Origin of the sequence: Streptomyces sp. NBC_00306 (assembly GCF_036169555.1) — a bacterium.
In the GTDB taxonomy this organism is placed as follows: domain Bacteria; phylum Actinomycetota; class Actinomycetes; order Streptomycetales; family Streptomycetaceae; genus Streptomyces; species Streptomyces achmelvichensis.
The window spans coordinates 7159557-7186303 of record NZ_CP108032.1 but is presented as its reverse complement, the minus strand read 5'-3'; the positions used below and the strand labels follow the sequence as shown (position 1 = coordinate 7186303).

Below are 26747 nucleotides of genomic sequence, written 5' to 3'. Positions count from 1 at the left end.
GCGGCGGATCAGGTGCGGCCCTCCCGCTCCTGAGCCTCCTTCATCGCCTCGGTCGTACCGGCCGCCCATACGGCCCGTACGACCGGGAAGCCGGCCTTCTCGGCCGCGTCGCACACCAGCTCGTCGTCGTCCACGAGCATCCGGATCTCCCGGTCCCGGCCGAGCCGCCGCAGGATCTGCACCTTGGTGGTGCGGGCGGGCCGGCGGTCGTCGTTGCGCCGCATGTGCACCGGCCCCTCGGGCAGTCCCTGCGCGGCGAGCCACGCCAGCGTGTCCTTGCGGCAGCGTTCCGGCCTGCCCGTGAGGTACACGACGTCGCACTCCTCGGCGGACCGCAGACACAGCTCGACACCCTCGCTCAGCGGCGGATCCTTCGGCGCGGCGGCGAAGAAGGCGTTCCAGTCCCGCGGCTTGCGCTCCAGAAATCGCTGCCGATGCCCGGAGTCGGCAAGGGTTCCGTCGAGGTCGAATACGGCCAGCGGCCTGCTGTTTCGGGTCACGCCCCCACCGTAAGTGCTGTCCCGTAATCCCCGGCGGGCGCACGACGACATCTACGGCACTCCCCCAAGCTCTTCGAGCAGGGGGGACCCCCACGCTGCGTTGTCGGATCGCCCGAATACGCCCAGTATGAGGACGACCTCCCCCAGCCTCCGGCGGGGGTGTCCCCATCGCCTTGCGATGCACCGCATCTGACGCCGCGCGCTGGTCCACCGGGGATTACGGGACAGCCCTTAGGTCGTGTCCGCCCTCCACCGGCGCGGGTCAGCGGTCCCTAGCCCGCCGCCGTGCGCTGCGCCGCGAGCCTCTTCTCGAACCCGTCCAGAATCGCTTCCAGACCGAACGTGAAACTGTCGTCGGGAGCCGCGTTGTACTCGGCCGCCGACGCCCCCTGGAGGCGGGAGCGCAGTCGCGGGTACGTCATGGCGATCTCACTCGCCCGGGCCATGGTGTCGCGCAGCTGCTCCTCCGCGTCGCCGCCGCCGCGGTTGAGGCGCCGGGTCAGCGCGATCGTGGCAGAGGCGCCCGCCGCGTTGCCGAGAACGAACATGACGACGGTGGCGGCCGCCTGATCGGCCTCCGCACCGACGAACCCCGCCTTCTCGTACACGGCGAGGATGTGGTCGTCGTGGCGCGCCTTGCCGGGACCGTAGAGGAGATGACCGGCGAGCGCCTGGACGAGCCAGGGGTGCCTCGCCATCATCGCGTGCTGGCCCGCGGCCATCGCCGTGGCGGCGTTCCGCCAGTCGAGCGAGTCCAGGTCGGGCAGATCGATCTCCTGCCAGACCTCGTCGCCCGCGAGCCTCACGAGGTTGTCCTTGTTCCCGACGTGCCAGTAGACGGCGGTGGCGGCGGAGCCGAGCCGGCCGCCCAGGCTGCGCATGTTGAGGCCGTCCAGGCCTTCGGCGTCCAGCAACTCGATGGCAGCGCGGACGATCTGCTCGGCGGTCAAGGTGTTCCGTGGCATACCGCCCAGCGTAGATGCACTTAGTTCAAGAGGGAGTTCGCCGGGCCCGAGGAAGACTCTTGCACTTAGTTCAAGAAAGCCGCCAGCCTTCACTTGCACTTAGTTCAAGTCGCTCACGTCCTCGGTTCTCGCCGCCCGTGCGGCCCAGTGAAGGAGACAGTCATGACCCCGATCGCCGCTGCGCTGCAACTGCTCATCGCGACGGCCTTCGTCAGCATCCCGATGGTGCGCGCCCGTTACGGAGCGCGGGCCCAGGCCGCCGCCGAGGCCGAACTGGACCGTCAGGGCGTCCCCGCCACGGTGCTGGCGGAGAACAAGCTGCGGTTCGACGCCGGCGGCCACGAGACGGCCGTCCCCGTCGGCGTCGCTCTGACCCTCGCGGTTCTGGCGGCGCTCAACCTCACCGGGAACGCGTGGGGCGCGACGTCGTCCTGGATCGTCCAGCCGATCGTCCTGCTCGGCAACGTACTGATCCTGCATAGCCAGTTGACCGCCGTCCGGACCGTGCGGGCGCACTTCGCGAAGAGCGGGGACGCCGCCTTGCAGCGCATGGACGTCGTCGCGCTGCTCGACGCAGCCGAGAAGGCCTTCCCCTCCTGGGTGCTGCCCGGCCTGCAGAACGTCCGGCACACCGTCGTGATGGCCGGGTCCATCGCCGTCCTCGTCCTGCTCGCGCTCGCCTGACCCCGGGAATCCTGACGCCCCCACGGCGTTGCACCCTGTGTGAGCTCATGGATCGCATCCACCCCGTTGTCCGTACTGGACCGGTCCCGCACCCGCGAGGGGTACGACGGTCCCGCCGCCCTGCGGGACACGGTGTCCCTCGCCCGCGAGCTGGAGACGCTCGGCTACCACCGGTTCTGGGTCTCCGAGCACCACAGCGTGCCCGGGGTGGCCGGCTCCGCGCCGACCGTACTGGCGGCGGCGGTGGCGGCGGCGACCTCCACGATCCGGGTGGGTACCGGCGGGGTGATGCTGCCCAACCACCAACCCCTGGTCGTCGCCGAGCAGTTCGGGGTCCTGGAGTCCCTGTTCCCCGGCCGGATCGACATGGGGCTGGGCCGCTCGGTCGGCTTCACCGACGGCATCCGCAGGGCGCTGGGCCGGGACAAGAAGGACGCGGACGACTTCGCCGGCCGGCTGGAGGAACTGCTCGGATGGTTCACCGGCGAGCAGTCGTCGCACCCTCAGGTGCACGCCCGCCCGGCGGAGGGCCTCCGGGTCCCGCCCTTCGTCCTCGCCACGGGTGAGGGAGCCGCCATCGCGGCGGAGGCCGGACTGCCGATGGTCATCGGCGACCTGCGGAGCCGGGACCGGATGATGGCCGGCGTCGAACGCTACCGCCAGGGCTTCAGGCCCTCCGTCTGGTCCGAGCGCCCCCATGTGACGATCTCCGGCACGGTCGCGGTCGCCGCGACCGAGGCGGAGGCCCGGCGGCTGCTGATGCCGGAAGCCTGGTCGATGGCGTACTCCCGCACGCACGGCGTCTTTCCCCCGCTCCTTGCGCCCGAGCGGATCGAGGAACTGACCATGACCGCGAAGGAACGGGAGTTCTACGAGTCGGGACTGCGGGGCCACATCGCCGGCACGGAGGATCAGGTCCTCGACGCGCTCGAGTCGGTGGTCAAGGACAGCGCCGCCGACGAGGTGCTGATCACGACCAGTACGTACGACCGCGGGTCACTGCTCGACTCCTACCGCAGGCTCGCGAAGGCGGCCGGTCTCGGCAGGCCTGCTCCTGATGGGGAGCGGTGATCCGTGCGGCGCCGTGCACGGCTACTGGCAGATCACTGTGAAGGCCTTCGCACCCGGCCGGGCACGGAAGACGACCTCGTGTCCGGCGTCATCGGTGAAGACGGCCCGCGTCGCGGACGTCAGCGTCATCCTGCCACTCTGGTACGGGTTGTCCCACCCGTCGGGCGGCCCGGCCGAGCCGTCGGAGAGGGGCGTCTCGGCCTCGAAGTAGGTGGAACCGATGCGGGCCTCGCCGATGCCGCAGTGCGTATAGAGCTGGAACGCGATCGTCCGGGCGGACGGAGCGGTGCGGACGGACGGCGTGGTGCGGGCGGACGGGCTCTCCTGTGAGGCCGGTTCGCCGGTGCCGCTACAGGCCGTCAGCAGCAGCGCCGCCAGCACGAGGGTGAATGCGGCCTGTACCGGTTTCTCCGTCATGCCCCTTCGACGCCCGGACCGTGTCGCCGGTTCCGCGGGACGGCGCCTCGGAGCGAGGATGAGCCGGGACGCACGGACCAGCGATACGCGAAGGGCTCAGCCGACATGACAGCACGCCTCCCCCGCCCCTCGGACGTCCCGGACTCCCGTCCTCCCGTGGTCATGTGCGATGAACCCGGCAGCTTCGCCTGGGGAGTACTGCACCGACGCCATCCGGCCCTGATCCAGCAGGTACGCGACGCCTTCCCCTACGCTCCGCGTCAACACCGCGCGCTCGACGCCCTGTTGGCCGAGATCACCGACGGAGTCGTCGAACCGCTGGACGCGACGGCGAAGGATCACGCGCTCTGGGCGGAGCGGGCGGAGCCGTACCTCGGACGGTCGTGGTTCGACGCCCCCTTCCTGTGGGCGGAGAGCTACTTCTACCGCAAGCTCCTCGCGGCCCTCGAATACTTCGGCGAAGGCCCGTGGCAGGGTGTGGACCCGTTCGGCCCCTTCAAGGACGCCGAACTGAGCAGCACCGTCGTGGACGAGGAGCTGCGGGCCCTCGACGCACTCGCCGATCTGCCCGCCGAACGGCAGGCGTCCGCATTGCTGCAGGCCTCGCTCTGGGGAAACCGTGCCGACCTCGGCTTCAGCGTGACGGCCGACGAGTCCGCCCGGACCGGCACGGATGCCGGTGCGGGTTTGGTCTCGGACGACAGTGCGTTGCTCTGGTCGCTGCTGCCCGCGGGAACGCCGGCCACCGTCGCCGTGGTCGCCGACAATGCGGGGCGCGAGCTGATCCCCGACCTCGTCCTCGTCGACCACCTCCTCGAACGCGGTCACGCGACGGACGTCGTCCTGCACGTCAAGCCGTATCCGTACTACGTCTCCGACGCGACGACCACCGATGTCGTCGGCGCTCTCCGGCGGCTCGTCCGGGCGTCCGGCCGGGCCGGCGAGATCGGCAGGCGCCTCTGGACCGCGGCGGGAACCGGACGCCTGGAGGTGCGCACACACCCGTTCTTCTGCGCACCGCTTCCGTACGAGGAGATGCCCGAGGATCTCAGGACTCAGTTCGCCTCCGTCACGCTGACGATCCTGAAGGGCGACCTCAACTACCGTCGCCTGGTGGGCGATCGGCTCTGGCCGGCGACGACGCCCTTCGCGGATGTCACGGCGCACTTCCCCGGGTCCGTCGCGGCCCTGCGCACACTGAAGTCGGACGTGATCGTCGGACTGACCGCGGCGATGACCGACGCCCTCGACCGGACGGGCGCGGCCTGGCGCACCAGTGGCACCCACGCCCTGATCCAGGCCCGGCCCGCGCCGGCCGCCACCTCGCGCCGGACCTCGTCCGGGGCGGAGGGCGACCCCGAGGGCCCGGCGTAGGCCGTCTCCTGCGGATCGCGGCACCGCCGGGTCCCGGATGGCGGCGGGACGGGGCGACGGGGACGCTGGAGGCATGCGATGGCGATGGCGCGCGTCCGGTGGTGTGGCGGCCGTGGTGGCCGTGGCCCTGCTGGTCGCGGGCACGCCCGGGACGCCTGGCGGGGACACCGGGAAGCGGGTGGATATCGGCGGCGGGCGAAGCCTGTACCTGCAGTGCTCGGGTTCGGGGAGCCCGACCGTGGTGCTGCTGTCCGGACTCCACGAGTCCGCCGACCCGTGGTCGCTGTCCGACGTCACCCCGCCCGTGCCGAAGACACCGGTGCTACCGGGCGTGGCCGGGTTCACCCGCGTGTGCACCTACGACCGGCCGGGCACGATCCGCTACACCCAGCCCCCGACACTCACCACCCGCAGCACACCCGTGCGGGGAACCCGGGCTCTGGGCGCCATGGTCCAGGACCTGGACCGCGTCCTGACGGCCGGCCACGTGCCGGGGCCGTACGTGCTGGTGGGGCACTCCTTCGGCGGCATGCTCGCCCTGCGGTACGCACAGGAGCACCCGGAGCAGACCCGGGGGCTGGTCCTGGTCGACGCGCTGGGACCCGCGCTGAAGCCGGCGATGGGGGCGGACTGGCCGGCGTACGTCGAGGCCCTGCGGCATCCCGGTACGCCCTTCGACACCGATCCGGACTTCGAGCAGGTGGACATCGACGGCGGGGTGACCGCCATCGAGCGTGGTGGCCCGCTCCCGCCGGTCCCGGTCGCGGTCCTGAGCAAGACGGAACCCTTCGCCGCGCCGCCCACCATGAACAAGCAGTTGCTGGCGAAGCTGGAGGCCGCCTGGCCCAAGGCCCAGCAGGCGCTGGTGGCCCTGCGGCCGCAGACGCCGCACCTGCTGGCGACCGGCAGCGACCACTACGTCCAGCTTCACGACCCGGACCTCACGACCGCGGCGATCCGACTGGTCGCGAACCGCGCCGCTGTCGCCCGCCCGAGCGCGAGCCCCATGAAATGACTCCGGCTCCCGGTCACCCGGCTCACCGCGGCCGGCCGGCGGCCCTGCTGACGGGACGCGGTCCGTGCCGGTGGACACGGACCGCGGTGAGGCCTAGGCCGCCGTGTCGTAGGTGTAGTGCGGGGTGTGGTCGAGCATGTCCGCCGGGGTCACGTCGTTCCACGGGCGCATGGTGTCGCGCAGGTCGACGACGTTGGGCGTGCCGGCGGCGGGAAGGTACGGCGAGTCCGGGTGACGGGTCTGCCAGTCGGCCCAGAGCTTGTCGATGAAGGCGTGGTGCAGCCAGAACACCGGGTCGTTGGGCGAGACGCCGGTCCCCATCTGACCGCCGACCCAGACGTGGACGCGGTTGTGCAGATTGACTCCCCGCCAGCCCTCCAGGTGGTTGCGGAAGCTGTTGGACGCGCTGTTCCACGGCGGCGCGTCGTAGACCGGCATGGCGAGCACGGAGTCGACCTCGGCCCGGGTCGGCAGCTGGCGGACACCGACTCCCAGGTCACGGCGCAGATAGCCGCGGCCGTCCACCCGGATGCTGACCGGCCAGCGGCCGCCGGAGAAGGCGAACGGACCGTCCATCACCTGGCCGTCCCTGCTGCGGCCGGTGCCACCGAGGAAGTCGGCCGCCCACAGCGACGAGGCGGTGGTGCGGTCCGCAGTCCAGTCCCAGTAGGGCAGGGCCACCGAGGGATCGACGGACTGAAGGGCCTGCTCGAACTGTATGAGGAATCTTCGGTGCCACGGCAGGAAGGACGGCGAACGGTGCCCCACACGGTCACCGGTGTCGGTGTCACCCATGATGAAGGCGTTGTGGGTGGTGACGAAGGTGTCGTACCGGCCGCTGCGCTTGAGCTCCAGCACGGCGTTGGTGAAAGAGCGCTTCTCGTCGGCGGAGAGAATCGCCTGGTTCTTGCGTACGGTCATGGCGGGTCTCCTGGATCAGACGAGGTCGAGGGGCACGAGGTCGGCGCCCTGGAGTTCGGCGACGGCGGCGCGGGCCACGGCGAGCGGGGTCGGGTGCGGCTCGTAGTGGTTGACGACGCTGATCCAGGTGCCGTCGGCGTTGCTCATCACATGCAGTTCCTCGCCGTCGATGTGCACGCGGTAGCCGCCGTGACCCTCGTGGCCCCCCTGGCCGGCGGGAGCCTGGTGACCGCCGTGGCCGCCGTGGCCCCCGTGCGCGGGTGCGCCCTGGATGCGGCGTCCCAGGTAGACCTCGTCGAAGGGTGCGGGACCGTCGGCCGGGCGCTTGGCCCGGCCACCGGCCGGATGCGCTCCGGTGCCGGACGAGGCCCGGGCGGCGCCGGTGATCGCGAGGCCGGCAGCCGCGCCCGTGGCAGCGGTCAGGGCCTGGCGGCGGGTGATTCTGGACATGGGTGTCCCCCCAGATATGGCTGTACTTGTGTCGGACGGCGGCCCGTTGGTCAGGCAGACCGCCGTTGCCATGACTACAGGGCGGGATGCCGTGGGCCGAAGTCGGCGGAGGACGGAGGGCCACCATGCGGACATGTCCTGATTCGAAGTGCAGCGTTGAACAGTATTGATCTTGTTCCGCAGCGACCGTCACTTCGGAGTGGAGGCGAACATTCCGCCGTGAACATGCCATTCTTGTGAAGAATTTGCGGCGCAAGGTCGGAAGTTGTGCCGGTCCTCACATCTGAAACATGTCCGGAACACATGCCTGGACGGAGCCGCGGCTCCTCAGCCGAACACGACGGACCAGGGCCTCGGCTCCTGTTCCCCGGGCGGCTCCCCGCCCGCCGACGAGCTCTCGCCGTGCAGCACGCTCGCCGTGTCCCGCGACAGGACACCGGCCGCGATCTCCCCGAAAGCACGCGCCGCCGCGTGCGGCGACCGCCTCGGCCGTACGGCACAGATCCGCTGCGCGAGGGGCCGGTTGGCCAGCGGCCGCCAGGCCACCCTCGGCTCCTTGCGCGCCACCGGCCCCTGATCGAAGGCGACTCCGCAGCCCGCGGACACCAGCCCGATGAGGAACTCCGGGTTGCGCGCGTGCCGGACGCGCCCGGGTACGAAGCCGGCGGCCCGGCAGATGTCGAGCGTCCGGTCGTACCAACCGGGCGCCGACGCCCGCGGAAACAGCACCAGATCCTGGCCCGCCAGATCGGCGAGACCCACTTCGGGAAGCCGGGTGAGCGGCGAGGTACGCGGCAGCACCACCCCCAATTCGACCCGGACCTCGGGGCCCAGCAGCAATTCGGTGGCGTCGACCGGCCGGTGCACGAGCCCCGCGTCCAGCCCGCCGGAGGCGAGCAGCCGGAGCTGCTCGTCCGTCGTCACCTCCTGGAGGTCGACCCGTACGCCGGGAAGCCGCTCGGCGCACTCGGCGAGCAGCGCGCCGAGCGCCGCGGCCGGAGTGTCCGGAGGCACACCGGCACGCAGCGTGCCGAGACCGCCGTCGCGGGCCCGTCGGACGAGCGCTCTCGTACGCTCTTCCCGCGCCAGCAAGTCCCGTGCCTCGTCGAGCAGTACGGCGCCGGTCGGTGTGAGCCTCACCTGCCGGTGGGTGCGGTCGAAGAGCTCGGCACCGAGGTCGTCCTCCAGCCGCCGGATCGACCGGCTGAGCGGCGGCTGGGCCATGCCGAGCAGCTCGGCGGCCCGCCCGAAGTGCAGCTCCTCGGCGACGACGACGAAAATGCGCAGGTGGCGCAAGAGATCCACGCCACGAGCCTAGGGCCTGTCCGCTGCGTCTCGTCCGGTTGGCGGCGCCCTGCGGGCGGACGGCGATACTTTGCGGACACTCCCGAGGCGAATGAGGGGCCGGATGCCGATCGAGGAGAGACTGCGCTCCGTGTTCAGGGACGCTGGGGCAGAGGGCCGGCTCCACGCACGATCCATCGACGAGGACGAGGGCCCTGGGGACACGGCCGGAGCCGGGTGCGACGCGGACGAACCGGTCGTCCTCGCCTCGGTGTTCAAGGTGCTGCTGGTGCTGGAGTTCGCGCGGCAGTCCGTGGCCGGACACCTCGATCCCCGTGAGCGGATACGGATCACCGCCGACCACCGGCTCGGCGGCTGGGGCACCGCGGGCTGCCTGGACGATGTGGAGCTGTCCCTGCGGGACCTGGCACACTTCGCGATGTCGGTCAGCGACAACACGGCGGCGGACCTGCTGCTCGACCGGGTCGGCCGGGACACCCCCGGACTGCTGGCCAAGGAGCTCGGCCTGGTGGAGACCCGCGTCGTGGGCGGGCCTCGGCAGGTGCTGGAATCCATGCTGGCGGACGTCGGAGCGCGTGACGAGCGGGAGTTCGCCGCCGTCTTCCCCACCCTGCCCGCCGACGAGGTGCACCGCCTCGCCGCTCTCGACCCGCGGCGCACGAACTCCAGCACACCGCGCGAGATGACCCGGCTCCTGCGGATGATCTGGCGTGATACGGCAGGACCACCCCAAGCCTGCGCGCGGGTACGGCTGCTGATGTCACGTCAGGTGTTCCGGCACCGGCTGGCGGCGGGCTTCGGCGACGGCGTGCGCGTGTCCGCGAAGACCGGCACACTGCCCGGGCTGCACAACGAGGTGGGCGTGGCCGAGTATCCGGACGGCCGGCGGTACGCGGTCGCGGTGTTCGCCCGCACTCCGGGCCTCGCGGCGAACAGCACCGGCACGGACGTGGCGATCGGCACCGCCGCGCGCACCGCGGTGGATTTCCTCCGCTCGACGGCCTCTTCGCGCCCGTCCTGACCTGGCCTCATACATCAACGGGTATGGCAGGCGGGCGTTCCCGGTCTTGGACGGGCGGAGCGAGGTGCTGATCTTCTGCGTCGTATGAGCGAATCCATGAGTGACCGAGAGACCGGCTCACGGCGTGAGGTCGTCCGGCGCACGCTGCTGCGGGGCGCGGCCCTGGGTGCGGCCGCACCGCTGCTCTCCGCCACCGGCGCCGGGGCGACGGGACCGGGCGGAGCGTCGGCGCCCCGTGCCGCCTCCACCCCGCGGGCGGGCACGGCCGTGCTGCGGTGGCTGGGCACCTCCGGCTGGCGTATCGGCATCGGAGCCCGGACCGTGCTGTTCGACCCGTACATCACCCGCTTCACCACGGGGCTGTTCGGCCCGAAGGGCGGTTTCGACGCGAAGACGAAACTGACGACGGACCACGCGCTCGTCGACCGGCACGCCGGGCGGCCGGAGGTGGTGCTGGTCAGCCACACGCACTGGGACCACATCAACGACGTCCCCCATATCGCGAAGTCCACGGGCGCTCGGGTCATCGGCACCGAGACGACGTACCACGTGCTGCGGGCGCTCGGTGTCGACGCGGCGCAGATCAGCGTGGTCAAGGGGGGTGAGGTGCTGGCCTTCGACGGCTACAGCGTCGAGGTCGTGTCCAGCCGGCACAGCCGCAACGCCTCCTACTCCTACTTCGCCCCCGGCACCCTCAACGCCCCGCCCCACCGCGCACCGCGGACGATCTCCGACCTGCCGGAGGGCGACACCCTCGCCTTCCAGGTGACGGTGGACGGCGGCCCCTCGCTCTTCCTCATGGGGGCGAGCGACCTCGACGAGCGGTCGGCACAGGGCCTGCGGCCGGACGTCCTGATGGCCGCGACGCCCGCGTCCCCGTCCACGTACCGCTATCTGCCCCGGCTGCTGGAGGCACTCGACCACCCGGCGACGGTCGTGCCCGTGCACTGGGACAACTTCGAGAAGCCGCTCGCCTCTCCGCCCCAGCGCGACCCGTCCATCGATCTGGACGCGTTCGTCGCCGAGGTCCGGCGGCTCAGTCCCGCGGCGAGGGTGGTCGTCCCCGACTACGGGACGGACTTCGGAGGGGACATGCGGGCCCTGCCGCCCACGGGCTGATCCGCACCCCCGCAGGCGGTCTAGCGCCGGACCTTGCGGTTCGCGCGCAGCCACTCCTTGTTCATGGCGGCGATGGACGGCAGCGGAATGCCCTTGGGGCAGGCGGTCGCGCACTCCCCCGTGAGGGTGCAGCCTCCGAAACCCTCCTCGTCCATCGTCGCCACCATGTCCAGCACCCGGGTCTCGCGCTCGGGTGCGCCCTGCGGCAGCACATTGAGGTGGTTGATCTTCGCGGAGGTGAAGAGCATCGCCGAGCCGTTCGGGCAGGCCGCGACGCAGGCGCCGCACCCGATGCACTCGGCGTGCTCGAAGGCGAAGTCGGCGTCCGGCTTGGGCACCGGCGTGGCATGCGCCTCGGGTGCGGCTCCGGTGGGCGCGGTGATGTACCCGCCGGCCTGGATGATCCGGTCGAAGGCCGAGCGGTCCACCACCAGGTCCTTGACGACGGGGAAGGCGGAGGCGCGCCACGGCTCGACGTCGATGGTGTCGCCGTCCCGGAACGAGCGCATGTGGAGCTGGCAGGTGGTGGTGCGTTCCGGCCCGTGGGCGTCGCCGTTGATGACCAGGGAACAGGCACCGCAGATGCCCTCGCGGCAGTCGTGGTCGAAGGCGACCGGGTCCTCACCGCGCAGGATGAGCTCTTCGTTGAGGGTGTCGAGCATCTCCAGGAACGACATGTCCGGGGAGATGCCGTCGACCTCGTAGGTGGCCATGGCGCCGGGTGCGTCGGCGCTGTGCTGACGCCACACGCGCAGGTTGAGCTTCATGCGTAGCTCCGCTGGGTGGGGTGGACGTAGTCGAAGACGAGGTCTTCCTTGTGCAGGACGGGCGCCCGGCCGGTGGCCGTGAACTCCCAGGCCGCGGCGTACGCGTAGGTGTCGTCCCTGCGCTCGGCCTCACCGTCGGCGGTCTGGGACTCCTCGCGGAAGTGACCGCCGCACGATTCGGCGCGGTGGAGGGCGTCGAGGCACATCAGCTCGGCGAGTTCCAGGTAGTCGACGATCCGGTTCGCCTTCTCCAGGGACTGGTTGAACTCTTCTCCGGTACCGGGCACCTTGATGCGGCGCCAGAACTCCTCACGGATCTGCGGGATGCGGTCGAGCGCCTTGCGCAGCCCTTCGTCGGTGCGGGCCATGCCGCAGAACTCCCACATCAGCTCACCGAGTTCGCGGTGGAAGGAGTCGGGGGTGCGGTCGCCGTCCACGGAGAGCAGCAGGTTCAGCCGGTCCTCGGTCTCGGCGAGCACCTCGGCGACCGCGGGGTGCGACGCGTCCGGCGTACCGTCCAGGGGTGTGCGCGCCAGATAGTCGTTGATGGTGGACGGCAGGACGAAGTAGCCGTCGGCGAGGCCCTGCATCAGGGCGGAGGCGCCGAGCCGGTTGGCGCCGTGGTCGGAGAAGTTGGCCTCGCCGATGGCGAACAGTCCGGGCACGGTGGTCTGCAGGTCGTAGTCGACCCACAGTCCGCCCATCGTGTAGTGCACGGCAGGGTAGATCCGCATGGGGACCTCGTACGGGTTCTCGGCGGTGATCCGCTCGTACATCTCGAAGAGGTTGCCGTACTTCTCCTCGACCTTCGCCCGGCCCATACGGCCGATGGCGTCGGCGAAGTCGAGGTAGACGCCCTGGCCGCCGGGGCCGACGCCGCGGCCCTCGTCGCAGACGTTCTTCGCGGCCCGTGAGGCGATGTCGCGCGGGACGAGGTTGCCGAAGGCGGGGTAGATCCGCTCCAGGTAGTAGTCCCGCTCGTCCTCGGGGATCTCGTTCGCCGGCCGCTGGTCACCGCGTGCCTTCGGGACCCAGATCCGGCCGTCGTTGCGCAGCGACTCGCTCATCAGCGTCAGCTTGGACTGGTGGTCGCCGGTACGCGGGATGCAGGTGGGATGGATCTGGGTGAAGCAGGGGTTGGCGAACAGGGCGCCGCGCCGGTGGGCGCGCCACACCGCGGTGGCGTTGGAGTTCATGGCGTTCGTCGACAGGTAGAAGACGTTGCCGTAGCCGCCGGTGGCGAGGACCACCGCGTCGGCGAAGTGGCTGGTGATCTCGCCCGTGATCAGGTCCCGGGCCACGATGCCGCGGGCCCGTCCGTCGATGACGATCAGATCGAGCATCTCGGTGCGGGCGTGCAGGTTCACCGTGCCCGCGGCGATCTGCCGGGACAGGGCCTGGTACGCGCCGAGCAGCAACTGCTGGCCGGTCTGGCCGCGGGCGTAGAAGGTGCGGGAGACCTGGACGCCGCCGAAGGAACGGGTGTCGAGCAGCCCGCCGTACTCGCGGGCGAACGGCACGCCCTGGGCCACGCACTGGTCGATGATCTCCACGGAGATCTGTGCGAGCCGGTGCACGTTGGACTCGCGCGCCCGGAAGTCGCCGCCCTTGACGGTGTCGTAGAAGAGGCGGTGGATCGAGTCGCCGTCGTTGCGGTAGTTCTTGGCCGCGTTGATGCCGCCCTGCGCGGCGATGGAGTGGGCCCGGCGGGGCGAGTCCTGATAGCAGAACTGCTCGACGTGGTAGCCCTGTTCGGCGAGGGTCGCGCCGGCGGCTCCGCCGGCGAGGCCGGTGCCGACGACGATGACCGTGTGCTTGCGGCGGTTGGCGGGGTTGACCAGCCGGGCCTCGAAGCGGCGGCGGTCCCAGCGCTCGGCGATGGGTCCTTCGGGTGCCTTGGTGTCGGCGATCGGATCACCGGTCGTGAAGGCCGCGTAGTCGATGGAGTTCATGGTCACTTCACCACTCCGGTCATGACGCCGACGGGTACGGCGATGAAACCCGCGGTCAGCACCAGCGCGAGCCCGCCTGCGACGGTCTTGAGTGCGCGGTCCCGGGCGGCGTTGCCGACGCCGAGCGTCTGGGCCGCGCTCCAGAAGCCGTGTCTGATGTGCAGGCCCACGGCCAGCATCGCGACGATGTAGATGACGTTGCCGTACCAGGTGGAGAAGGTGGCGACGACGTTCTCGTAGGGATGGCCGGGCTGTGCGTGCTCGTTGACCGTGAGGGTGGTCAGGTCGAGGAGGTGCCAGACGATGAACAGCGCGACGATGATGCCGCCCCAGCGCATGGTGCGGGTGGCGTAGCTCGCGCGCTTGCGCCGGTGGACGTAGCGGTCCGGCCGGGCCTTGATGTCGCGCCTGCTGAGCTGGTACGCGGAGACCGCGTGCGCGACCACGGCGGCGACCAGCAGGAGACGGACACCCCACAGCGCCCACTCGTAGTGGAGGAAGGGCTCTCCCAGCGTACGGAGCCAATGCGCGTAGCCGTTGAACTCGCCGGGCCCGAAGAAGACCTTGAGGTTGCCGAGGACGTGGGCGACGAGATACCCGAGCATGATCAGGCCGCTCACGGCCATGACCGTCTTCTTGCCGATCGTCGATCCCCAGAAGGTGCGCGGGGGCGACGGTTTTCGGTCCGTCCGCGTTGCCAGAGCCATGGGAAGAAAGCTACGACCGGAGACATCCAGAGGTCCAAGACATGATTCTGCTGATCTCCATAGGCATCACCTATCATGGACCTATGCAGTTCCAGCAGCTTCTCTATTTCGTCGCGGTCGCCGAGACCCGGCACTTCACCCACGCCGCCGAGCGCGTCCATGTCTCCCAGCCCTCGCTCTCCCAGCAGATCCGGGCGCTGGAGAAGGAGCTGGGCGCGACCCTGTTCAGCCGCGCCCGCGGGAACATCGCGCTCACCGAGGCCGGAGAGGCGCTGCTGCCGCTCGCCCGGCGCATCCTCGCTGACGCCGACACCGCGCGGCACGAGGTGCAGGAACTGGTCCAGCTACGGCGCGGCCGGGTGCGGCTGGGAGCCACTCCTAGTCTGTGCACGGGCCTCCTCCCGGACGTCCTGCGCGTCTTCCACGACCGGCATCCGGGGATCGAGCTGCTGATCGAGGAAGGCGGCTCGCACGACCTCGTACGCGAGCTGGCACGCGGCGCACTCGATCTGGCACTGATCGTCCTGCCGCTGCCGCCCGCCTCCCCCGCCCTGACCACCGTGGAACTGCTGCGGGAGGACCTGGTGGTGGTGTCGGCGGCCACGGCGAAGCCGCCGCGCAGCCCCGTACGCATCGCCGATCTGCGCGATCAACCGCTGGTGATGTTCCGGCACGGCTACGACCTGCGGGAACTCACCGTGGCCGCATGCCGCGCCGAAGGCTTCGAGCCGGCCTTCACCGTCGAGGGCGGCGAGATGGACGCCGTGCTGGGTTTCGTACGGGCAGGTCTCGGCGTCGCCGTGGTGCCCAGCATGGTGGCCGGCCGCGCGGGTCCCGACCTGCGGGTCACACCGCTGGCACCTCCCGGGCTGCGCCGCACCATCGCGCTGGCCCACCGCAGCGACGTGGCACCGCCGCGCGCGGCCCGTGAGCTCCAGAAGGTGCTGTTCGGCTCACGGGCAGCGGTGCTCTGACGGGTGGTGCCGAGGATGCGGTCGAAGCACCGGCGGGACCCTCGGCCGGCTGCCCCCGCTACACCGCGTCGGCCATCGACAGCGCGTGCAGCTTGTCCGGCGGCCCAGGCCTGGCGTAGTACCAGCCCTGGGCCGTGTCGCAGCCGAGCTCCCGCAGCTGTTCCGCCTGCGCCCCGGTCTCCACGCCCTCCACCGTGACGGCCAGCTCCAGGCTGTGCGCCAGGGTGACGATGCCCTCGACGATCTTCAGGTCGACCGGGTCGGCAGGATGGCGCTGCATCCCCTGGGTGAAGGAGCGGTCGAGTTTGAGGACACTGACCGGCAGCCGGCGCAGATTGGCGAGGTTGGAGTAGCCCGTACCGAAGTCGTCGAGCGCTATGTCGACGCCCATCTCGGCGAGTTGACGCAGCGGCTTCAGCAGATCCTCGTTCGCGCCGATGAGCGCGGACTCGGTGACCTCCAGGCACAGTGCGCCCGGTTCCAGCCCGGAGCGTTCCAGGACATCGACGGTGTCGGCGACCAGTCCGGGGTGGTGGAGCTGGGTCGGCGACAGATTGACGTTGATCCGCAGCGGGCCACCGTCGCTGTGCCGCTCCTGCCAGTACCTCGCCTGGCGTACGGACTCCTGGAGCACCCAGCGGCCGAGCGGCACGATGAGACCGGTGTGTTCGGCGAGCGGGATGAACTGGTCGGGACCGAGGACCCCGTGCTGCGGATGGCACCAGCGCACGAGCGCCTCGGCCCCGTGCACCGTGCCGTCGCCGAGGTGCACCAGCGGCTGGTACTCGATGAAGAACTCGCCGCGCTCCAGCGCTGCGGGCAGCGCGGTCGTCAGCCCGTGCCGGGTGATCGCACGGGCGTCCGCCTCCGGATCGGCGAGCTCGAAGCGGTTGCCGCCCGCCGACTTGGCCCGGTACATCGTGATGTCGGCGCTCCGGAGCACCTCGGCGGTGGTCCGCTCACCGGCGGGTCCCTCGACGATACCGATGCTGCCGCGGACCGTGAACTCCCGCCCGTCGACCCGGATCGGCGAACCGAGGACGGCGAGGATGCGGGCCGCGAGTTCGTCGACCTGGCTCTCGGTGTCGGGTCCGGTGGTCAGGGCGACGAACTCGTCGCCGCCGAGCCTGGCCACCATCTCGCCCGGCGCGGTGGCGCAGCTCTGCAGCCGGTCGGCCACCTCCACCAGCAGCCGGTCGCCGGCGGCGTGGCCGAGGCTGTCGTTGATGGCCTTGAAGCCGTCGAGGTCGAGGTAGCACAGCCCGAACCGGGAACCCTCGCTCGCCGCGAGCGCCTTCTCCAGCCGCTCGAAGAACAGCGTCCGGTTCGGCAGGCCGGTGAGGGCGTCGTGCGTGGCCTCGTAGCGCAGCCGCAGGTTGAGCAGCCGCCGCTCCGTGGTGTCCTCCATCAGCGCGAGCTGGTACTGCGGACGACCGTCGGGGTCGCGCAGCAAGGAGACCGTCAGATTGGTCCACAGCACGGTGCCGTCGTTGCGGTAGAAGGGCTTCTCGACGTGGAAGTGCTCACGCTCGCCCTTCACCAACTCCCGGTGCAGCTGCCAGACATGGGGCCGGTCCTCGGGGTGCGACCAGTCGGTGACCTTCTTGCCGCGCACATGGTTCTCGAGACCGCCGAACATGCGCAGCAGGGTCCCGTTCACCTCGAGGATGTTGCCTTCGAGGTCGGCGATGCCGATACCGATCGCCGCCCCCTCGAAGACCGCGCGGAACCGGGTCTCGGTGGCGTGCAGCGCCTCGACCGCGTCCGTGCGCGCCTGGAGCGAGGAGCGTGCGATGGCCTCCTGCTCGGCGAGTGTGCGCTCGCGAAGGCCCTGCGCGAAACCGGCGGCCAGTGCGTGCTGGAGCCGGGCGCACCGCGCGCGGCTCTCCTCGGCCGTCTGCTCGATCTCTCCGCTGCCGCAGTAGAGCACCAGATAGGAGTCGATGACGCCGAGGGTGCGGCTGAGCGCTTCGGGATCGGTGCAGTGGGCGTCGACGAGGGCGACGCCGATCCGCTGAGCGGCCTGCGGATCGAAGGTGCGACCGTGCAGCGACTCGCTCAACTGCCGTGCGAGCGGCAGCAGATGCTGCTCGACCTCGATACGGGTCAGCGAGGTCGCCGTCACGGGGAAGACGGCGCGGCTCCATATCGTCGCGAACCTGCGGAGTCTGTCCTCGAGACCGTCCGGGTCCGCCGCGGAACCCGCCGCCTGCGACGGTGCCATCACGCCCTGCGCCCCACCCCGGCGAAGCCAGAAAAGGCGTATGGGTCCTCCTGCTCGGCGGGGGCGTCGGGGCGCCAGAGGGGCATGGACACCAGACCGGGCTCGACCATCTCGTACCCCTCGAAGAATCGCGCGATCTCCTCGCGCGAACGCATGACCAGCGGATTGCGGATGTCCCGGTAGACGTCGACGGCACCGACCGCCCGCTCCTCGGGCACCGGGACTCCGTCGTACGAGGCGTGGGTGAGGATGAGGAGGCTGCCGGGCGCCAGGGCCTCCCGCAGCTCCGTCACCGCGGCGATCGGATCGTCCGCGTCCTCGATGAAGTGGAGCACGGCGACCAGCAGAAGCGCCACCGGCTGCCGCAGATCGAGCATCGAGGAGACCTCGGAACTGTCCAGGATCTGCCGCGGCTTGCGCAGATCGGCGGAGACCACGGTCGCCCGGGTGTTCCCTTCGAGCACGGCCCGGCCGTGGGCGACGGCGACCTGGTCATGGTCGACGTAGACCACGCGTGCGTCGTCGGAGGCGTTCTGGGCCACTTCGTGGACGTTGCCGAACGTCGGAATGCCCGAGCCGATGTCGAGGAACTGTGTGACGCCCTCGTTCACCGCGTATCGCACGGCCCGCCGCATGAAGGCGCGGTTCGCCTGCATGATCTTCGGCAGGCCAGGAAGGAACTCCATCGCCTTGCGGGCGGCCTCCCGGTCGACCTCGAAATTGTGCGAACCGCCCAGGTAGTAGTCGTAAATGCGGGACACGCTCGGCACCGAAATGTCGATGCCCTGCGGGGCCCAGGCGGGACGCTCCATCGATGTCTCCAACAAGTCGCCACGGGGGAAGTCGGCCATGTCCATGGCCAGTTGTTCGAGCCGAGGCTACTGATCGCCCGCCAAGAGGGCGAGCCCAAACGGAAATTCGCGGTCCGTTCTTGGTCACACAACAACGCGACGACAACCGGCCCGCCATCACGCGGGGGGCGTGAGACGGGCCGGCTGAGGCCGGAGGCGCTGCGTGGGGACTACTTGGGCGCTCCGACCGGCTTGCCCTCCGGGCTCACCACGTACCAGGTACCGCCGACACCCTGTCCGTTGGTGTCTCCGGGCTTGGCGTCACCCGCGAAGGTGTAGATCGGCCAGCAGTCGATCGTCTGCTGCTTGACGCCGTCGGGGCGGTCGAAGGTGACGAAGCCCTTCTTCAGGATTCCCTTGGTGTCGTTCTTGGAGACGGGGGCGACAACCGGCCACTTCTTGAGGCATTCGCCGGTGCAGGCCGTCTTCATGGGCCATGCGCTGTCCTTCATGAACCGGTAGACCGTCATACCGTTCTTGTCGACGACGATCTCACCGAGCTTGGCGTCCTTGCGGGTGGACAGTCCCGCCTGGTCGGCGGGCTGACCGCCGGCCTCGGCGCCGCCGTCGCCGTAGTCCGCACCGCCACCGGAGCCGGCCGCCGCGCCGCCGCCCGCCTTCTTTCCGTCGGGGGCGGAGGCGTACCAGGTGCCGCCGACGCCCTGACCCTTGGCGTCGCCCGCCTTGGTGTCCTTGGCGTAGCGGTACATCGGCCAGCCGCCGATGGTGAGCTGCTTGGAGCCGTCGGACCGGGTGACCTCACCGATCAGCGCGGCGTCGATCCCGGGAGCGGCGGAGGCTCCGCCGGCCGCCACCACGGGCCAGGTCTTGGCGCACTCGCCCTCGCAGCTGGACTTCGGCGGCGAGGCGGTGTCCTTGTCGAAGCGGTAGAGCGTGAGACCGGCGCTGTCCGTGACGACCTTGCCGAGTTGCTTGCTGTCCCAGACGGCGAGCTGGCCGGCCGGCTTGGCCGCCGCTCCCTGAGCGTTCGAACCGGCGCCGGAACCGTAGTCGGATCCGTATCCGCCACTGCCGGGCTGCTGGCCTGCCGGGTTGGCCGCGCCGACGGCCTGACCGTTGGGCGTCTGCGTACCCTGTTCCTGACCGCACGCCGTCGTCAGCGCGAGTACGGCCGCCGCAGTCACCGCGAGCGAGGCGTTACGCCAGGTGTTCATGTCCACTCCTGTTGTCCTCTGAGCCTGTTGCGACGCCTGGGTGCGCCGTTCATGGCTCTAGGTACGGACAGGGAGCCGCTCAGTGTTCAACGAGGCTGAGAAAATCTTCCGGAGCGCCGATGTGAACGTCCGCGTTCCGTAGGCGGCGGGCATGCCTCCGCGCGGAATGGCTCGATCTCATCCGCCCCACCCGCTGCACCTGTCACACCGTGAGGGCCCCGCACCGGCGGCAGCGGGCAGCGGGCAGCGGGCAGCGGGCAGCGGGACCCCCTTTCCCATCCGGCACCGGCCGGGACCGTGCGACACGCTCAGATGTCCTCCAGCCGGGGGAACGAATAACCCATTCGCCGGACAGCGATCGCGGCGCGCACCCCTCACTCCTAGCGTTTCGCTCATCGAGGGGCATTCTCTGCCTTTTGTGGAAATCGGTTCCGCGCCTGCTCCTCGGGGACCGGAGGATTCACCATGCGCGCGATACGTGCCGCAACAGCCACTCTGCTGGGAGCGGCTTCTCTCGCCTTGGCCGCCCCCTTCGCGGTGGCCGACGACGACGCCAAGCAGACCTCGCCGCTTTTCACCGTCAGCCCCTCGACGGTCTCCGCGGGCGGGCGGGTCAATCTGTCCGCCAGCGGCTGCGACACCACGGCCTATGCCTCGTCCGGCGTCTTCGACGCCGTGACCATTCAGCCCGGCACCTCCGCCTCCGCCGTGGTGGACTCCGACGCCAGGCCGGGTGCCCAGTACTCCGTGCAGTTCAACTGCGGCAACGACCGGGGCACCTTCAACCTCACCATCGCGGGCGGCCGCTCCACGCCGACGACCGGCTCCACCGTCACCACGACGCCTCAGGGCGTCCAGGGCGGGCTCGGCGGCAGTGTCGGAGGCCTGGACCGCGGCGAGATCGCCGCGGGCGCCGGACTCGTCCTGGCCGCCGCCACCGCGACCGTCTTCGTACTCCGCAGGCGGGTGGCCGACCGCCGGCACTGACCGGCACGCCACTCCCCCCGTACCGTCAACGCCCGTCGCCCCGAGTCCTGGCCAGGACTCGGGGCGACGGGCGGTTCAGCTCGACCGGGGAGGTTCGGCCGGTCAGGCCTTGCCGCTGATCGTGCGGCGGCGACGGGCGATGAACAGCGTGCCGCCGACGGCCGCCGTGACGACGAGGCCCGCTCCGACCGCCATCTCGGCCGAGCTGGGCGCGACCGAGCCGCCGAGACCACCCTGCGCGCCCCTGCCCGTGAGAACGGTGAACTGCGCCGTCGCCACCGTCTGGTTGTTGTTGTTGAAGTTGTTGTTGTTATTGAAGTTGTTGTTGTTGTTCTGGTTGTTGCCCTGGTTGTTGCCGTTGTTGTGGTTGTTGTTGTTCTGGTTGTTGTTGTTGTTGCCCTGGTTGTTGCCGTTGTTGTGGTTCCCGTTGCCGTTGTTGTTGCCCTGGTTGTTGTTGCCCTGGTTGTTGTTGCCGCCGTTGTCGTTACCGCGACCGTTGTCGTTGCCGTTACCGCGGTCGTTGTCGTTCCCGTTACCACGGTCGTTGCCGTTACCGCGGTCGTTGTCGTTCCCGTGGTAGTTGTTGCTGCTGCCCTTGTTACCGGCAGTGTTGTTGCACCGGACGGCCAGGTTGTACTGGCCCGGCGAGGCGTTGTCGTTGATCCGGGCGATCGCCGTCGCGATACCGCCGCGGTTCTCCGAGAGGTGGACCTGACGGAAGGCGTTGGACGTCACCGTGCCGCCCCGGCTGCAGCCCCGGACGCTGATCGTCAGCGTGCCGCCCTGGTGGACCGACCGCGGGTTGACGGAGACGCTGATCGGGCTGTTGTCATTGTTGTTGCTGTCACCGCCGGCGGCGGCCAGCGGGGCAGACAGCCCGACGGCCACGCACGCGGCCGCGGCCACTGCGAGAGTGCGTGAAGCACGCATCGTGAACCTCCAGCGGAAGACGCTCCGAAGCGGCGCCCCGGGAAATTCGACGAGTACGCCTTCCATGACGAACCCTCACTGTGTGCACCTTTCTCCGCATGTCGGCGCTGGTCCACCCCGGTGAGACGACACGCCGACGACACGCCCTCGCGACTGACGGACCCGCAGGTCACAGACCGTCAGAAGTTTTATCGGCCCGGTGACACGGATGGGTCACGCCGACTGGCCCTCGCCACCCGTTCGCTCTTCCCTCCTCGCCAGTCCCGTGACGCTCACTTAGCGTGCCTACAGGCGCCTGGAAAAGATGACAAAAGGGAGAATCATGGGCGAGGACTACAACGGCTCGGTGTCGAGGAAACGCTCGCCCTGGGGCGTGGTGGCCCTGGTGATGCTCACGGGGATCGCGATGATGAAAAACGGGGTCGACGTCGGCCTGGGTCCGCCCCAGCCGGCCGCGGCGGCGTCACTCGCCCGGCCCAGCGGCGAAACGTTCACCCCCCTCCTCACCCCGAAGGCCCTCAGCTACGCCCCCGCGGCCCGGGTGCACATCCCCTCGATCGACGTCGACGCCCCGCTCATGAACGTCGGCCTGGACCCCGACGGCTGGATCGAGGCACCGCCGCCCGAGGATCCGAACATGGCCGGCTGGTACCAGAACGGTGTCGCCCCCGGCCAGCGCGGAACCGCGGTCGTCGTCGGCCATGTCGACAACCTCTCGGGCCCGGCCGTCTTCTACGGCCTCGGTTCGCTCGAGAAGGGCGGACGTATCGAGGTGAGCCGGTTCGACGGCAAGACGGCCGTCTTCGAGGTGTACGGCGTGGAGGTGTTCTCCAAGGAGAACTTCCCCGGCAGCCGCGTCTACGGCGACACCGGCTACGCCGAGCTCCGGGTCATCACCTGCGGCGGCGGCTACTCGAAGACGCAGGGTTACGACGGCAACGTCGTCGTGTTCGCACGGATGGTCAAGTCCCTCTGACCTCCGGCGCCTTGCGCCTCGGGCAGCCGCCGCGAGCCGCTCAGCGCCGGGGGACCGTGATCCGGTACCCGTCGTCCAGCAGCTTCGGCAGATAGCTGCGCAGGGCGGCCACGCTCTGCGCGCGGTCGCCGCCGGCGTCGTGCGAGAGGACCACCACTCCGGGCCCGGCACCCTCCATCACCCGGCGCACGATCGTCCTCGTGCCGGGCTCGGTCCAGTCGAGCGTGTCGACCGTCCAGGCCAGCGGCTCCATGCCGAGTTCGGCACCGATTTCGAAGGAGTGCTTGTTCCAGGCCCCGAAGGGGGCCCGGTACCAGAGCGGGGGTCTGCCGAGCACGTCGTCGATCACCTCGCTGGTGCGGCCCAGTTCGCTGCGGATGCCGGACGGCGGCAGCTTCGTGATCAGCGGATGGGACCAGGAGTGGTTGCCCACCACATGACCGTCGTCGGCCATCCTGCGGAGCAGATCACGGTTGTCGGTGGCCATCTCGCCGCAGACGAAGAACATCGCGCGCACGTCGTACTCGCGCAGGGTGCGCAGGATGTCCGGGGTGTAGCGCGGGTCGGGGCCGTCGTCGAAGGTCAGGACCATGGTCCGGCCGGCCTCCGACATCCTGAGGAACGGGCGCTGACGCACCGGCGGCAGGGCCCGCCGGTACCTCGGCGGGGCGTACGCCGTCATGGGCTGCAGCCGGTACGCGGATGCCCGGACGGACGGACCGGTGGCCGCCCGGGGGCCGGAGGCGATCTGGGGGCCGCCTGCCGGGCGGGTGGCGGCCGCCCCGCCCGATGTCCCCGACCGTTCGGTGACGAGCAGCCCCGCCGTGGCGGCAGCGCCGAGACAGGCGACGATGCGGAGCGCCGACCGACGCCCCGGAAGCATCTGATCCTTTTTCATGACCAACTGCTCGCACGGCTCTTGTCCGGCACGCCGTATCAACACGCGGGCGGTCGCGAAAGTACCCGTTCGAGGCGGGCTGTTCGGACGGACGGACGAGATCAGTTCCGGCGTACGAGAGGGAAGGGCAGAGTCTCGCGAATGGTCAGTCCGGTGAGGAACATGACGAGCCGGTCGACGCCGATGCCCAGTCCCCCGGTCGGCGGCATCGCGTACTCCAGCGCGTCCAGGAAGTCCTCGTCGATCTCCATGGCTTCCGGGTCGCCACCCGCCGCGAGCAGGGACTGAGCGGTGAGCCTGCGCCGCTGTTCCACCGGGTCGGTCAGCTCGGAGTAGGCGGTGCCCAGTTCCGTGCCGAAGGCGACCAGGTCCCACCGCTCCGCGAGCCGCGGGTCGCGCCGGTGCTGCCGGGTCAGCGGCGAGACATCGGTCGGGAAGTCCTTGTAGAACGTCGGCATCACGGTCCGCTCCTCGACCAGGCGCTCGTACATCTCCAGCATCACGTCGCCGCGGGTGTCGTCGGGTGTGTGCGGCACACCCGCCCCGTCGCACAGCCGGCGCAGCGCGGTCTCCTCGGTGTCGGCGTCGATCTCCTCGCCGAGCGCCTCGGACACCGCTCCGTAGAGCGTCTTGACCGGCCACGGGCCGGAGATGTCGTGTTCGACGAGCTTGCCGTCGCGGTCCGCCTTGTGGGCGACAGGCGAGCCGAAGGCCGCGGTCGCCGCTCCCTGGATGAGTTCCCGGGTCAGATCGAGCATCACGTCGTAGTCGGCGAAGGCCTGGTAGGCCTCCAGCATGGTGAACTCGGGGTTGTGCTTGTAGGAGACGCCTTCGTTGCGGAAGGTACGGCCCATCTCGAAGACCTTCTCCATACCGCCGACGCACAGCCGCTTCAGATACAGCTCGGGCGCGATACGCAGATACAGGTCGAGGTCGTAGGCGTTGATGTGGGTGGTGAAGGGGCGGGCGTTGGCGCCTCCGTGGATCTGCTGGAGCATCGGCGTCTCGACCTCGAGGTAGCCGCGCTCCAGGAGCCCCTGACGCAGTGCCTGGACCGCGGTGGAACGCCGGCGTACGACATCCCGTGCGTCCGGGCTCGACACCAGGTCCAGATAGCGGCGGCGGACACGGGCCTCGGGATCGGCCAGACCGCGCCGCTTGTCGGGCAGCGGGCGCAGGCACTTGCCGGTCAGCCGCCAGTCCGTCACGAAGACCGACAGCTCGCCCTTGTCGCTGGCGCCGACCTCGCCGGTCGCGGTGATGTGGTCGCCGATGTCGATGTCGGAGGTGAAGGACCCCAGCACCTGGGCCCCCGTACCGTCCCGGGTGAAGGCGAGCTGAAGGTCACCGGACCAGTCGCGCAGGACGGCGAAGACCACGCCGCCGAGGTCGCGTACGACCATGACCCGGCCCGCGACCGTCACCGTGGTGCCCGTCCGGCTCCCGGGTACCGGAGCGGGGTGAGCGGCGCGGATCGCGGCGAGGGTGTCGGTGCGCAGGGGGACGCCGACGGGGTACGGATCGGTGCCCGCCTCCCGCAGCCGCTCCAGCTTGCTGTGGCGGACGCGCACCTGGTCGGGCAGCCGCCGTTCTCCCTCTTCCGCCGGTGAGTCCGGGCCCACGAGCCCCAGCGCCTCGATGGCGGGCAGGCCCTCGGTGGTGACCGGCTTGGTGACGCCGGTGCGGGCGCCCGGCCGGCCGCGGCCGAAGCGCTTCCGCAGGCTCGGGACGGACACGAAGCCCTCGGCGATGCCCGAGGCGAGACCGACCCGGGCCAGTGAACCGGCGTCACCGAAGCAGAGGAAGCGGGGGAACCAATCCGGCTGGTACTTCACGTTCGACCGGTAGAGCGCCTCCAGCTGCCACCACTTGGAGAAGATGAGCAGCAGTCTGCGCCACATCCGCAGGACGGGGCCCGCACCGATGCGGGCGCCCTCCTCGAAGGCCGAGCGGAAGACGGCGAAGTTGAGGGAGATGCGGCGGACGCCGAGCTTCGCGGCCTCCCCGCAGAGTTCGGCGACCATGAACTCCATGACGCCGTTGGGTGCGGCGCGGTCGCGGCGCATCAGGTCGAGCGAGATGCCGTCCCTGCCCCAGGGCACGAAGGAGAGCAGGGCGGTCAGGCGGCCTTCGCCGTCGAAGGCCTCGACGAGAAGGCAGTCGCCGTCGGCGGGGTCGCCGAGCCGGTCGAGCGCCATGGAGAAGCCGCGTTCGGTCTCGGTGTCCCGCCAGGCGTCGGCCTTGTCGACGACGCGCCGCATCTCCTCGTCGGTGAGGGCGGAGTGCCGGCGGATGCGCGTGGTCGCCCCCGTGCGCTTGACCCGGTTGACGGCCTGCCGCGTGACCCGCATGTCGCGGCCGTTCAGGTCGAACCGGGCGACCTGGAGGATCGCCTCGTCACCGAGCTGGATCGCGCCGAGCCCGGCGCGGGCGAACATCTTCGCGCCGTCCTCGGACGCTCCCATCACGGCCGGTGCCCAGGCGTGGCGCTTGGCCACCGCCAGCCAGGCGTCGATGGCCTGCCGCCAGGCACCGTGGTCCCCCACCGGGTCTCCGCTGGCCAGCGCCACGCCGGTCTCGACGCGGTAGGTGACCGCGGCCTTGCCGTTGGGCGAGAAGACGACGGCCTTGTCGCGGCGGGTGGCGAAGTAGCCGAGCGAGTCCTGGGAGCCGTAGGCGCCGAGGAGGGCGCGGATCCGGTCCTCCTCGTCGCCGTGCAGAGCGGCTTCCATGCGCTGCGAGCGGAAGAGCGTGGCCGCGGCGCAGAGCAGGGCGATCGCGCCGAACAGACCGAGCAGGAAGTAGAGCCCGCGCGGTGGGGTGCCGTCGAACTGGCCGGCGGAGGCCAGCCCGCCGAGCACCCGGTTGGCGGACCAGACCAGCCGCTGGGACCGCGGCAGGGAGCCGGGGAACAGCTCGACGAGCCCCCAGCCGGCGAGGACGCCGGCGGCCAGCCCGAGGACGAGGACCATCAGGGCTCGGCGCAGGGACCCGCGTCTGGTCCTGGCGTAGAACTCTCCGCGGGCCGCGACGAGCACGCCCAGCGCGAGTGCACACAGCACCAGGTTGGCGACCCAGCCCCATTCGCGGTCGAAGGCCACGCCCAGGATGTCGGTGAGCAGCACCAGCGACAGATAGACGACCACCAGCCACCAGGCGGTCTTCTTGCGGGCACCGACGGCCGCGGCGAGCAGCAGCAGGAAGACGGCGTAGGCGAGGTTCGCGCTGACGGGGACGGCGACCTGGTCGACGAAGCGCGAGACGGGCGCGAGCAGGCGGCGCAGGGGCGGGATGAGCGAGATGAGGATGCAGTAGACACCCAGCAGGCCGAAGAAGATCGCGAACGCGTTCGGGACCCGGCTCAGCAAGGGGCCGCGTGCCTGAGAGGGCTCCTGCACGGTGACACTCATGATCAGACTGTACGGAGACCGGCCACGGCCCGCCTCTCGGGAGCGGATAGCCTC

General features: G+C 70.4%; 24 protein-coding genes. 9 read left to right on the top strand and 15 right to left on the bottom strand.

The window, feature by feature from the left end; genetic code table 11:
• Positions 1-8: 8 nt before the first annotated feature.
• Both OHA05_RS32135 and OHA05_RS32130 read right to left on the bottom strand, forming a co-directional pair.
• The gene (locus OHA05_RS32135) at positions 9-500 is read right to left on the bottom strand and encodes a phosphatase domain-containing protein (protein WP_313942741.1); all 492 of its coding nucleotides are present in this window, start codon (positions 498-500) and stop codon (positions 9-11) included.
• Between the two features lie 272 nt (positions 501-772).
• Positions 773-1465: a TetR/AcrR family transcriptional regulator C-terminal domain-containing protein gene (locus OHA05_RS32130; RefSeq protein WP_328862476.1), complete on the bottom strand. Its 693-nt coding sequence runs from the start codon at positions 1463-1465 to the stop codon at positions 773-775.
• Positions 1466-1627: 162 nt separating this feature from the next.
• Here OHA05_RS32130 and OHA05_RS32125 point away from each other — a divergent pair, with 162 nt between their 5' ends.
• Together OHA05_RS32125 and OHA05_RS32120 are read left to right on the top strand one after the other, a co-directional pair.
• Positions 1628-2149 (top strand): hypothetical protein, encoded by a 522-nt coding sequence (locus OHA05_RS32125; protein ID WP_313942743.1) that lies wholly within the window; start codon positions 1628-1630, stop codon positions 2147-2149.
• 39 nt (positions 2150-2188) lie between these two features.
• A complete protein-coding gene (locus OHA05_RS32120; RefSeq protein WP_328862475.1) occupies positions 2189-3220 on the top strand; it encodes an MsnO8 family LLM class oxidoreductase in 1032 nt (343 codons plus the stop codon).
• Positions 3221-3241: 21 nt separating this feature from the next.
• Here the strand turns inward: OHA05_RS32120 and OHA05_RS32115 are convergent, their stop codons facing one another.
• Entirely contained in the window at positions 3242-3637 is a 396-nt protein-coding gene (locus OHA05_RS32115) for a hypothetical protein (protein WP_328862474.1), read from the bottom strand.
• A gap of 105 nt (positions 3638-3742) precedes the next feature.
• Between OHA05_RS32115 and OHA05_RS32110 the strand changes: the two genes are divergently transcribed.
• On the top strand, positions 3743-5011 hold the full coding sequence (locus tag OHA05_RS32110) for a damage-control phosphatase ARMT1 family protein (protein WP_328862473.1): 1269 nt from the start codon (positions 3743-3745) through the stop codon (positions 5009-5011).
• A 73-nt stretch (positions 5012-5084) separates the two neighbouring features.
• Positions 5085-6026 (top strand): alpha/beta fold hydrolase, encoded by a 942-nt coding sequence (locus OHA05_RS32105; RefSeq protein WP_328862472.1) that lies wholly within the window; start codon positions 5085-5087, stop codon positions 6024-6026.
• 93 nt (positions 6027-6119) lie between these two features.
• Here the strand turns inward: OHA05_RS32105 and melC2 are convergent, their stop codons facing one another.
• The 3 genes from melC2 to OHA05_RS32090 all read right to left on the bottom strand — a co-directional run bounded on the left by melC2 (position 6120) and on the right by OHA05_RS32090 (position 8702).
• Positions 6120-6947: a tyrosinase MelC2 gene (gene melC2 / locus OHA05_RS32100; RefSeq protein WP_313942748.1), complete on the bottom strand. Its 828-nt coding sequence runs from the start codon at positions 6945-6947 to the stop codon at positions 6120-6122.
• A 15-nt stretch (positions 6948-6962) separates the two neighbouring features.
• The gene (gene melC1, locus OHA05_RS32095; RefSeq protein WP_328862471.1) at positions 6963-7397 is read right to left on the bottom strand and encodes an apotyrosinase chaperone MelC1; all 435 of its coding nucleotides are present in this window, start codon (positions 7395-7397) and stop codon (positions 6963-6965) included.
• A gap of 327 nt (positions 7398-7724) precedes the next feature.
• Complete coding sequence (locus tag OHA05_RS32090; RefSeq protein WP_328862470.1) at positions 7725-8702, bottom strand: LysR family transcriptional regulator; 978 nt, start codon at positions 8700-8702, stop codon at positions 7725-7727.
• Between the two features lie 103 nt (positions 8703-8805).
• Here OHA05_RS32090 and OHA05_RS32085 point away from each other — a divergent pair, with 103 nt between their 5' ends.
• Positions 8806-9723 carry a serine hydrolase gene (locus OHA05_RS32085; protein ID WP_328862469.1) on the top strand — a complete coding sequence of 306 codons (918 nt, stop codon included), beginning with the start codon at positions 8806-8808 and terminating at the stop codon, positions 9721-9723.
• Between the two features lie 96 nt (positions 9724-9819).
• Positions 9820-10842 carry an MBL fold metallo-hydrolase gene (locus tag OHA05_RS32080; protein WP_328862468.1) on the top strand — a complete coding sequence of 341 codons (1023 nt, stop codon included), beginning with the start codon at positions 9820-9822 and terminating at the stop codon, positions 10840-10842.
• A gap of 20 nt (positions 10843-10862) precedes the next feature.
• Here OHA05_RS32080 and OHA05_RS32075 read toward each other — a convergent pair whose 3' ends face one another.
• From OHA05_RS32075 to OHA05_RS32065, 3 genes are read right to left on the bottom strand one after another with little or no spacing between them, the layout of a single operon-like run.
• Positions 10863-11609, bottom strand: a complete 747-nt coding sequence (locus tag OHA05_RS32075) for a succinate dehydrogenase/fumarate reductase iron-sulfur subunit (RefSeq protein ID WP_313942753.1) — start codon at positions 11607-11609, stop codon at positions 10863-10865.
• On the bottom strand, positions 11606-13561 hold the full coding sequence (locus OHA05_RS32070; protein WP_328862467.1) for a fumarate reductase/succinate dehydrogenase flavoprotein subunit: 1956 nt from the start codon (positions 13559-13561) through the stop codon (positions 11606-11608). Before OHA05_RS32070 ends, OHA05_RS32075 begins: the two co-directional genes overlap by 4 nt.
• 2 nt (positions 13562-13563) lie before the next feature.
• The gene (locus tag OHA05_RS32065; protein ID WP_328862466.1) at positions 13564-14268 is read right to left on the bottom strand and encodes a succinate dehydrogenase; all 705 of its coding nucleotides are present in this window, start codon (positions 14266-14268) and stop codon (positions 13564-13566) included.
• Positions 14269-14351: 83 nt separating this feature from the next.
• Between OHA05_RS32065 and OHA05_RS32060 the strand changes: the two genes are divergently transcribed.
• Positions 14352-15242 carry a LysR family transcriptional regulator gene (locus OHA05_RS32060; RefSeq protein WP_313942756.1) on the top strand — a complete coding sequence of 297 codons (891 nt, stop codon included), beginning with the start codon at positions 14352-14354 and terminating at the stop codon, positions 15240-15242.
• 58 nt (positions 15243-15300) lie between these two features.
• Here OHA05_RS32060 and OHA05_RS32055 read toward each other — a convergent pair whose 3' ends face one another.
• The 3 genes from OHA05_RS32055 to OHA05_RS32045 form a co-directional block, all read right to left on the bottom strand.
• Complete coding sequence (locus OHA05_RS32055; RefSeq protein ID WP_391843204.1) at positions 15301-17466, bottom strand: putative bifunctional diguanylate cyclase/phosphodiesterase; 2166 nt, start codon at positions 17464-17466, stop codon at positions 15301-15303.
• Complete coding sequence (locus tag OHA05_RS32050; protein ID WP_328863494.1) at positions 17466-18278, bottom strand: SAM-dependent methyltransferase; 813 nt, start codon at positions 18276-18278, stop codon at positions 17466-17468. The genes OHA05_RS32055 and OHA05_RS32050 overlap by 1 nt, the downstream gene beginning before the upstream one ends.
• 209 nt (positions 18279-18487) lie before the next feature.
• Positions 18488-19492, bottom strand: a complete 1005-nt coding sequence (locus tag OHA05_RS32045) for an SCO0930 family lipoprotein (protein ID WP_313942758.1) — start codon at positions 19490-19492, stop codon at positions 18488-18490.
• A gap of 465 nt (positions 19493-19957) precedes the next feature.
• Here OHA05_RS32045 and OHA05_RS32040 point away from each other — a divergent pair, with 465 nt between their 5' ends.
• A complete protein-coding gene (locus OHA05_RS32040; RefSeq protein ID WP_313942759.1) occupies positions 19958-20479 on the top strand; it encodes a hypothetical protein in 522 nt (173 codons plus the stop codon).
• A gap of 102 nt (positions 20480-20581) precedes the next feature.
• Here OHA05_RS32040 and OHA05_RS32035 read toward each other — a convergent pair whose 3' ends face one another.
• The gene (locus OHA05_RS32035; protein WP_328862465.1) at positions 20582-21409 is read right to left on the bottom strand and encodes a hypothetical protein; all 828 of its coding nucleotides are present in this window, start codon (positions 21407-21409) and stop codon (positions 20582-20584) included.
• Between the two features lie 322 nt (positions 21410-21731).
• Between OHA05_RS32035 and OHA05_RS32030 the strand changes: the two genes are divergently transcribed.
• Entirely contained in the window at positions 21732-22385 is a 654-nt protein-coding gene (locus OHA05_RS32030; protein WP_313942761.1) for a class F sortase, read from the top strand.
• A gap of 40 nt (positions 22386-22425) precedes the next feature.
• Here the strand turns inward: OHA05_RS32030 and OHA05_RS32025 are convergent, their stop codons facing one another.
• Positions 22426-23283 (bottom strand): polysaccharide deacetylase family protein, encoded by an 858-nt coding sequence (locus OHA05_RS32025; RefSeq protein ID WP_313942762.1) that lies wholly within the window; start codon positions 23281-23283, stop codon positions 22426-22428.
• Positions 23284-23384: 101 nt separating this feature from the next.
• Entirely contained in the window at positions 23385-26693 is a 3309-nt protein-coding gene (gene lysX, locus OHA05_RS32020; RefSeq protein WP_328862464.1) for a bifunctional lysylphosphatidylglycerol synthetase/lysine--tRNA ligase LysX, read from the bottom strand.
• Between the last annotated feature and the right edge of the window lie 54 nt (positions 26694-26747).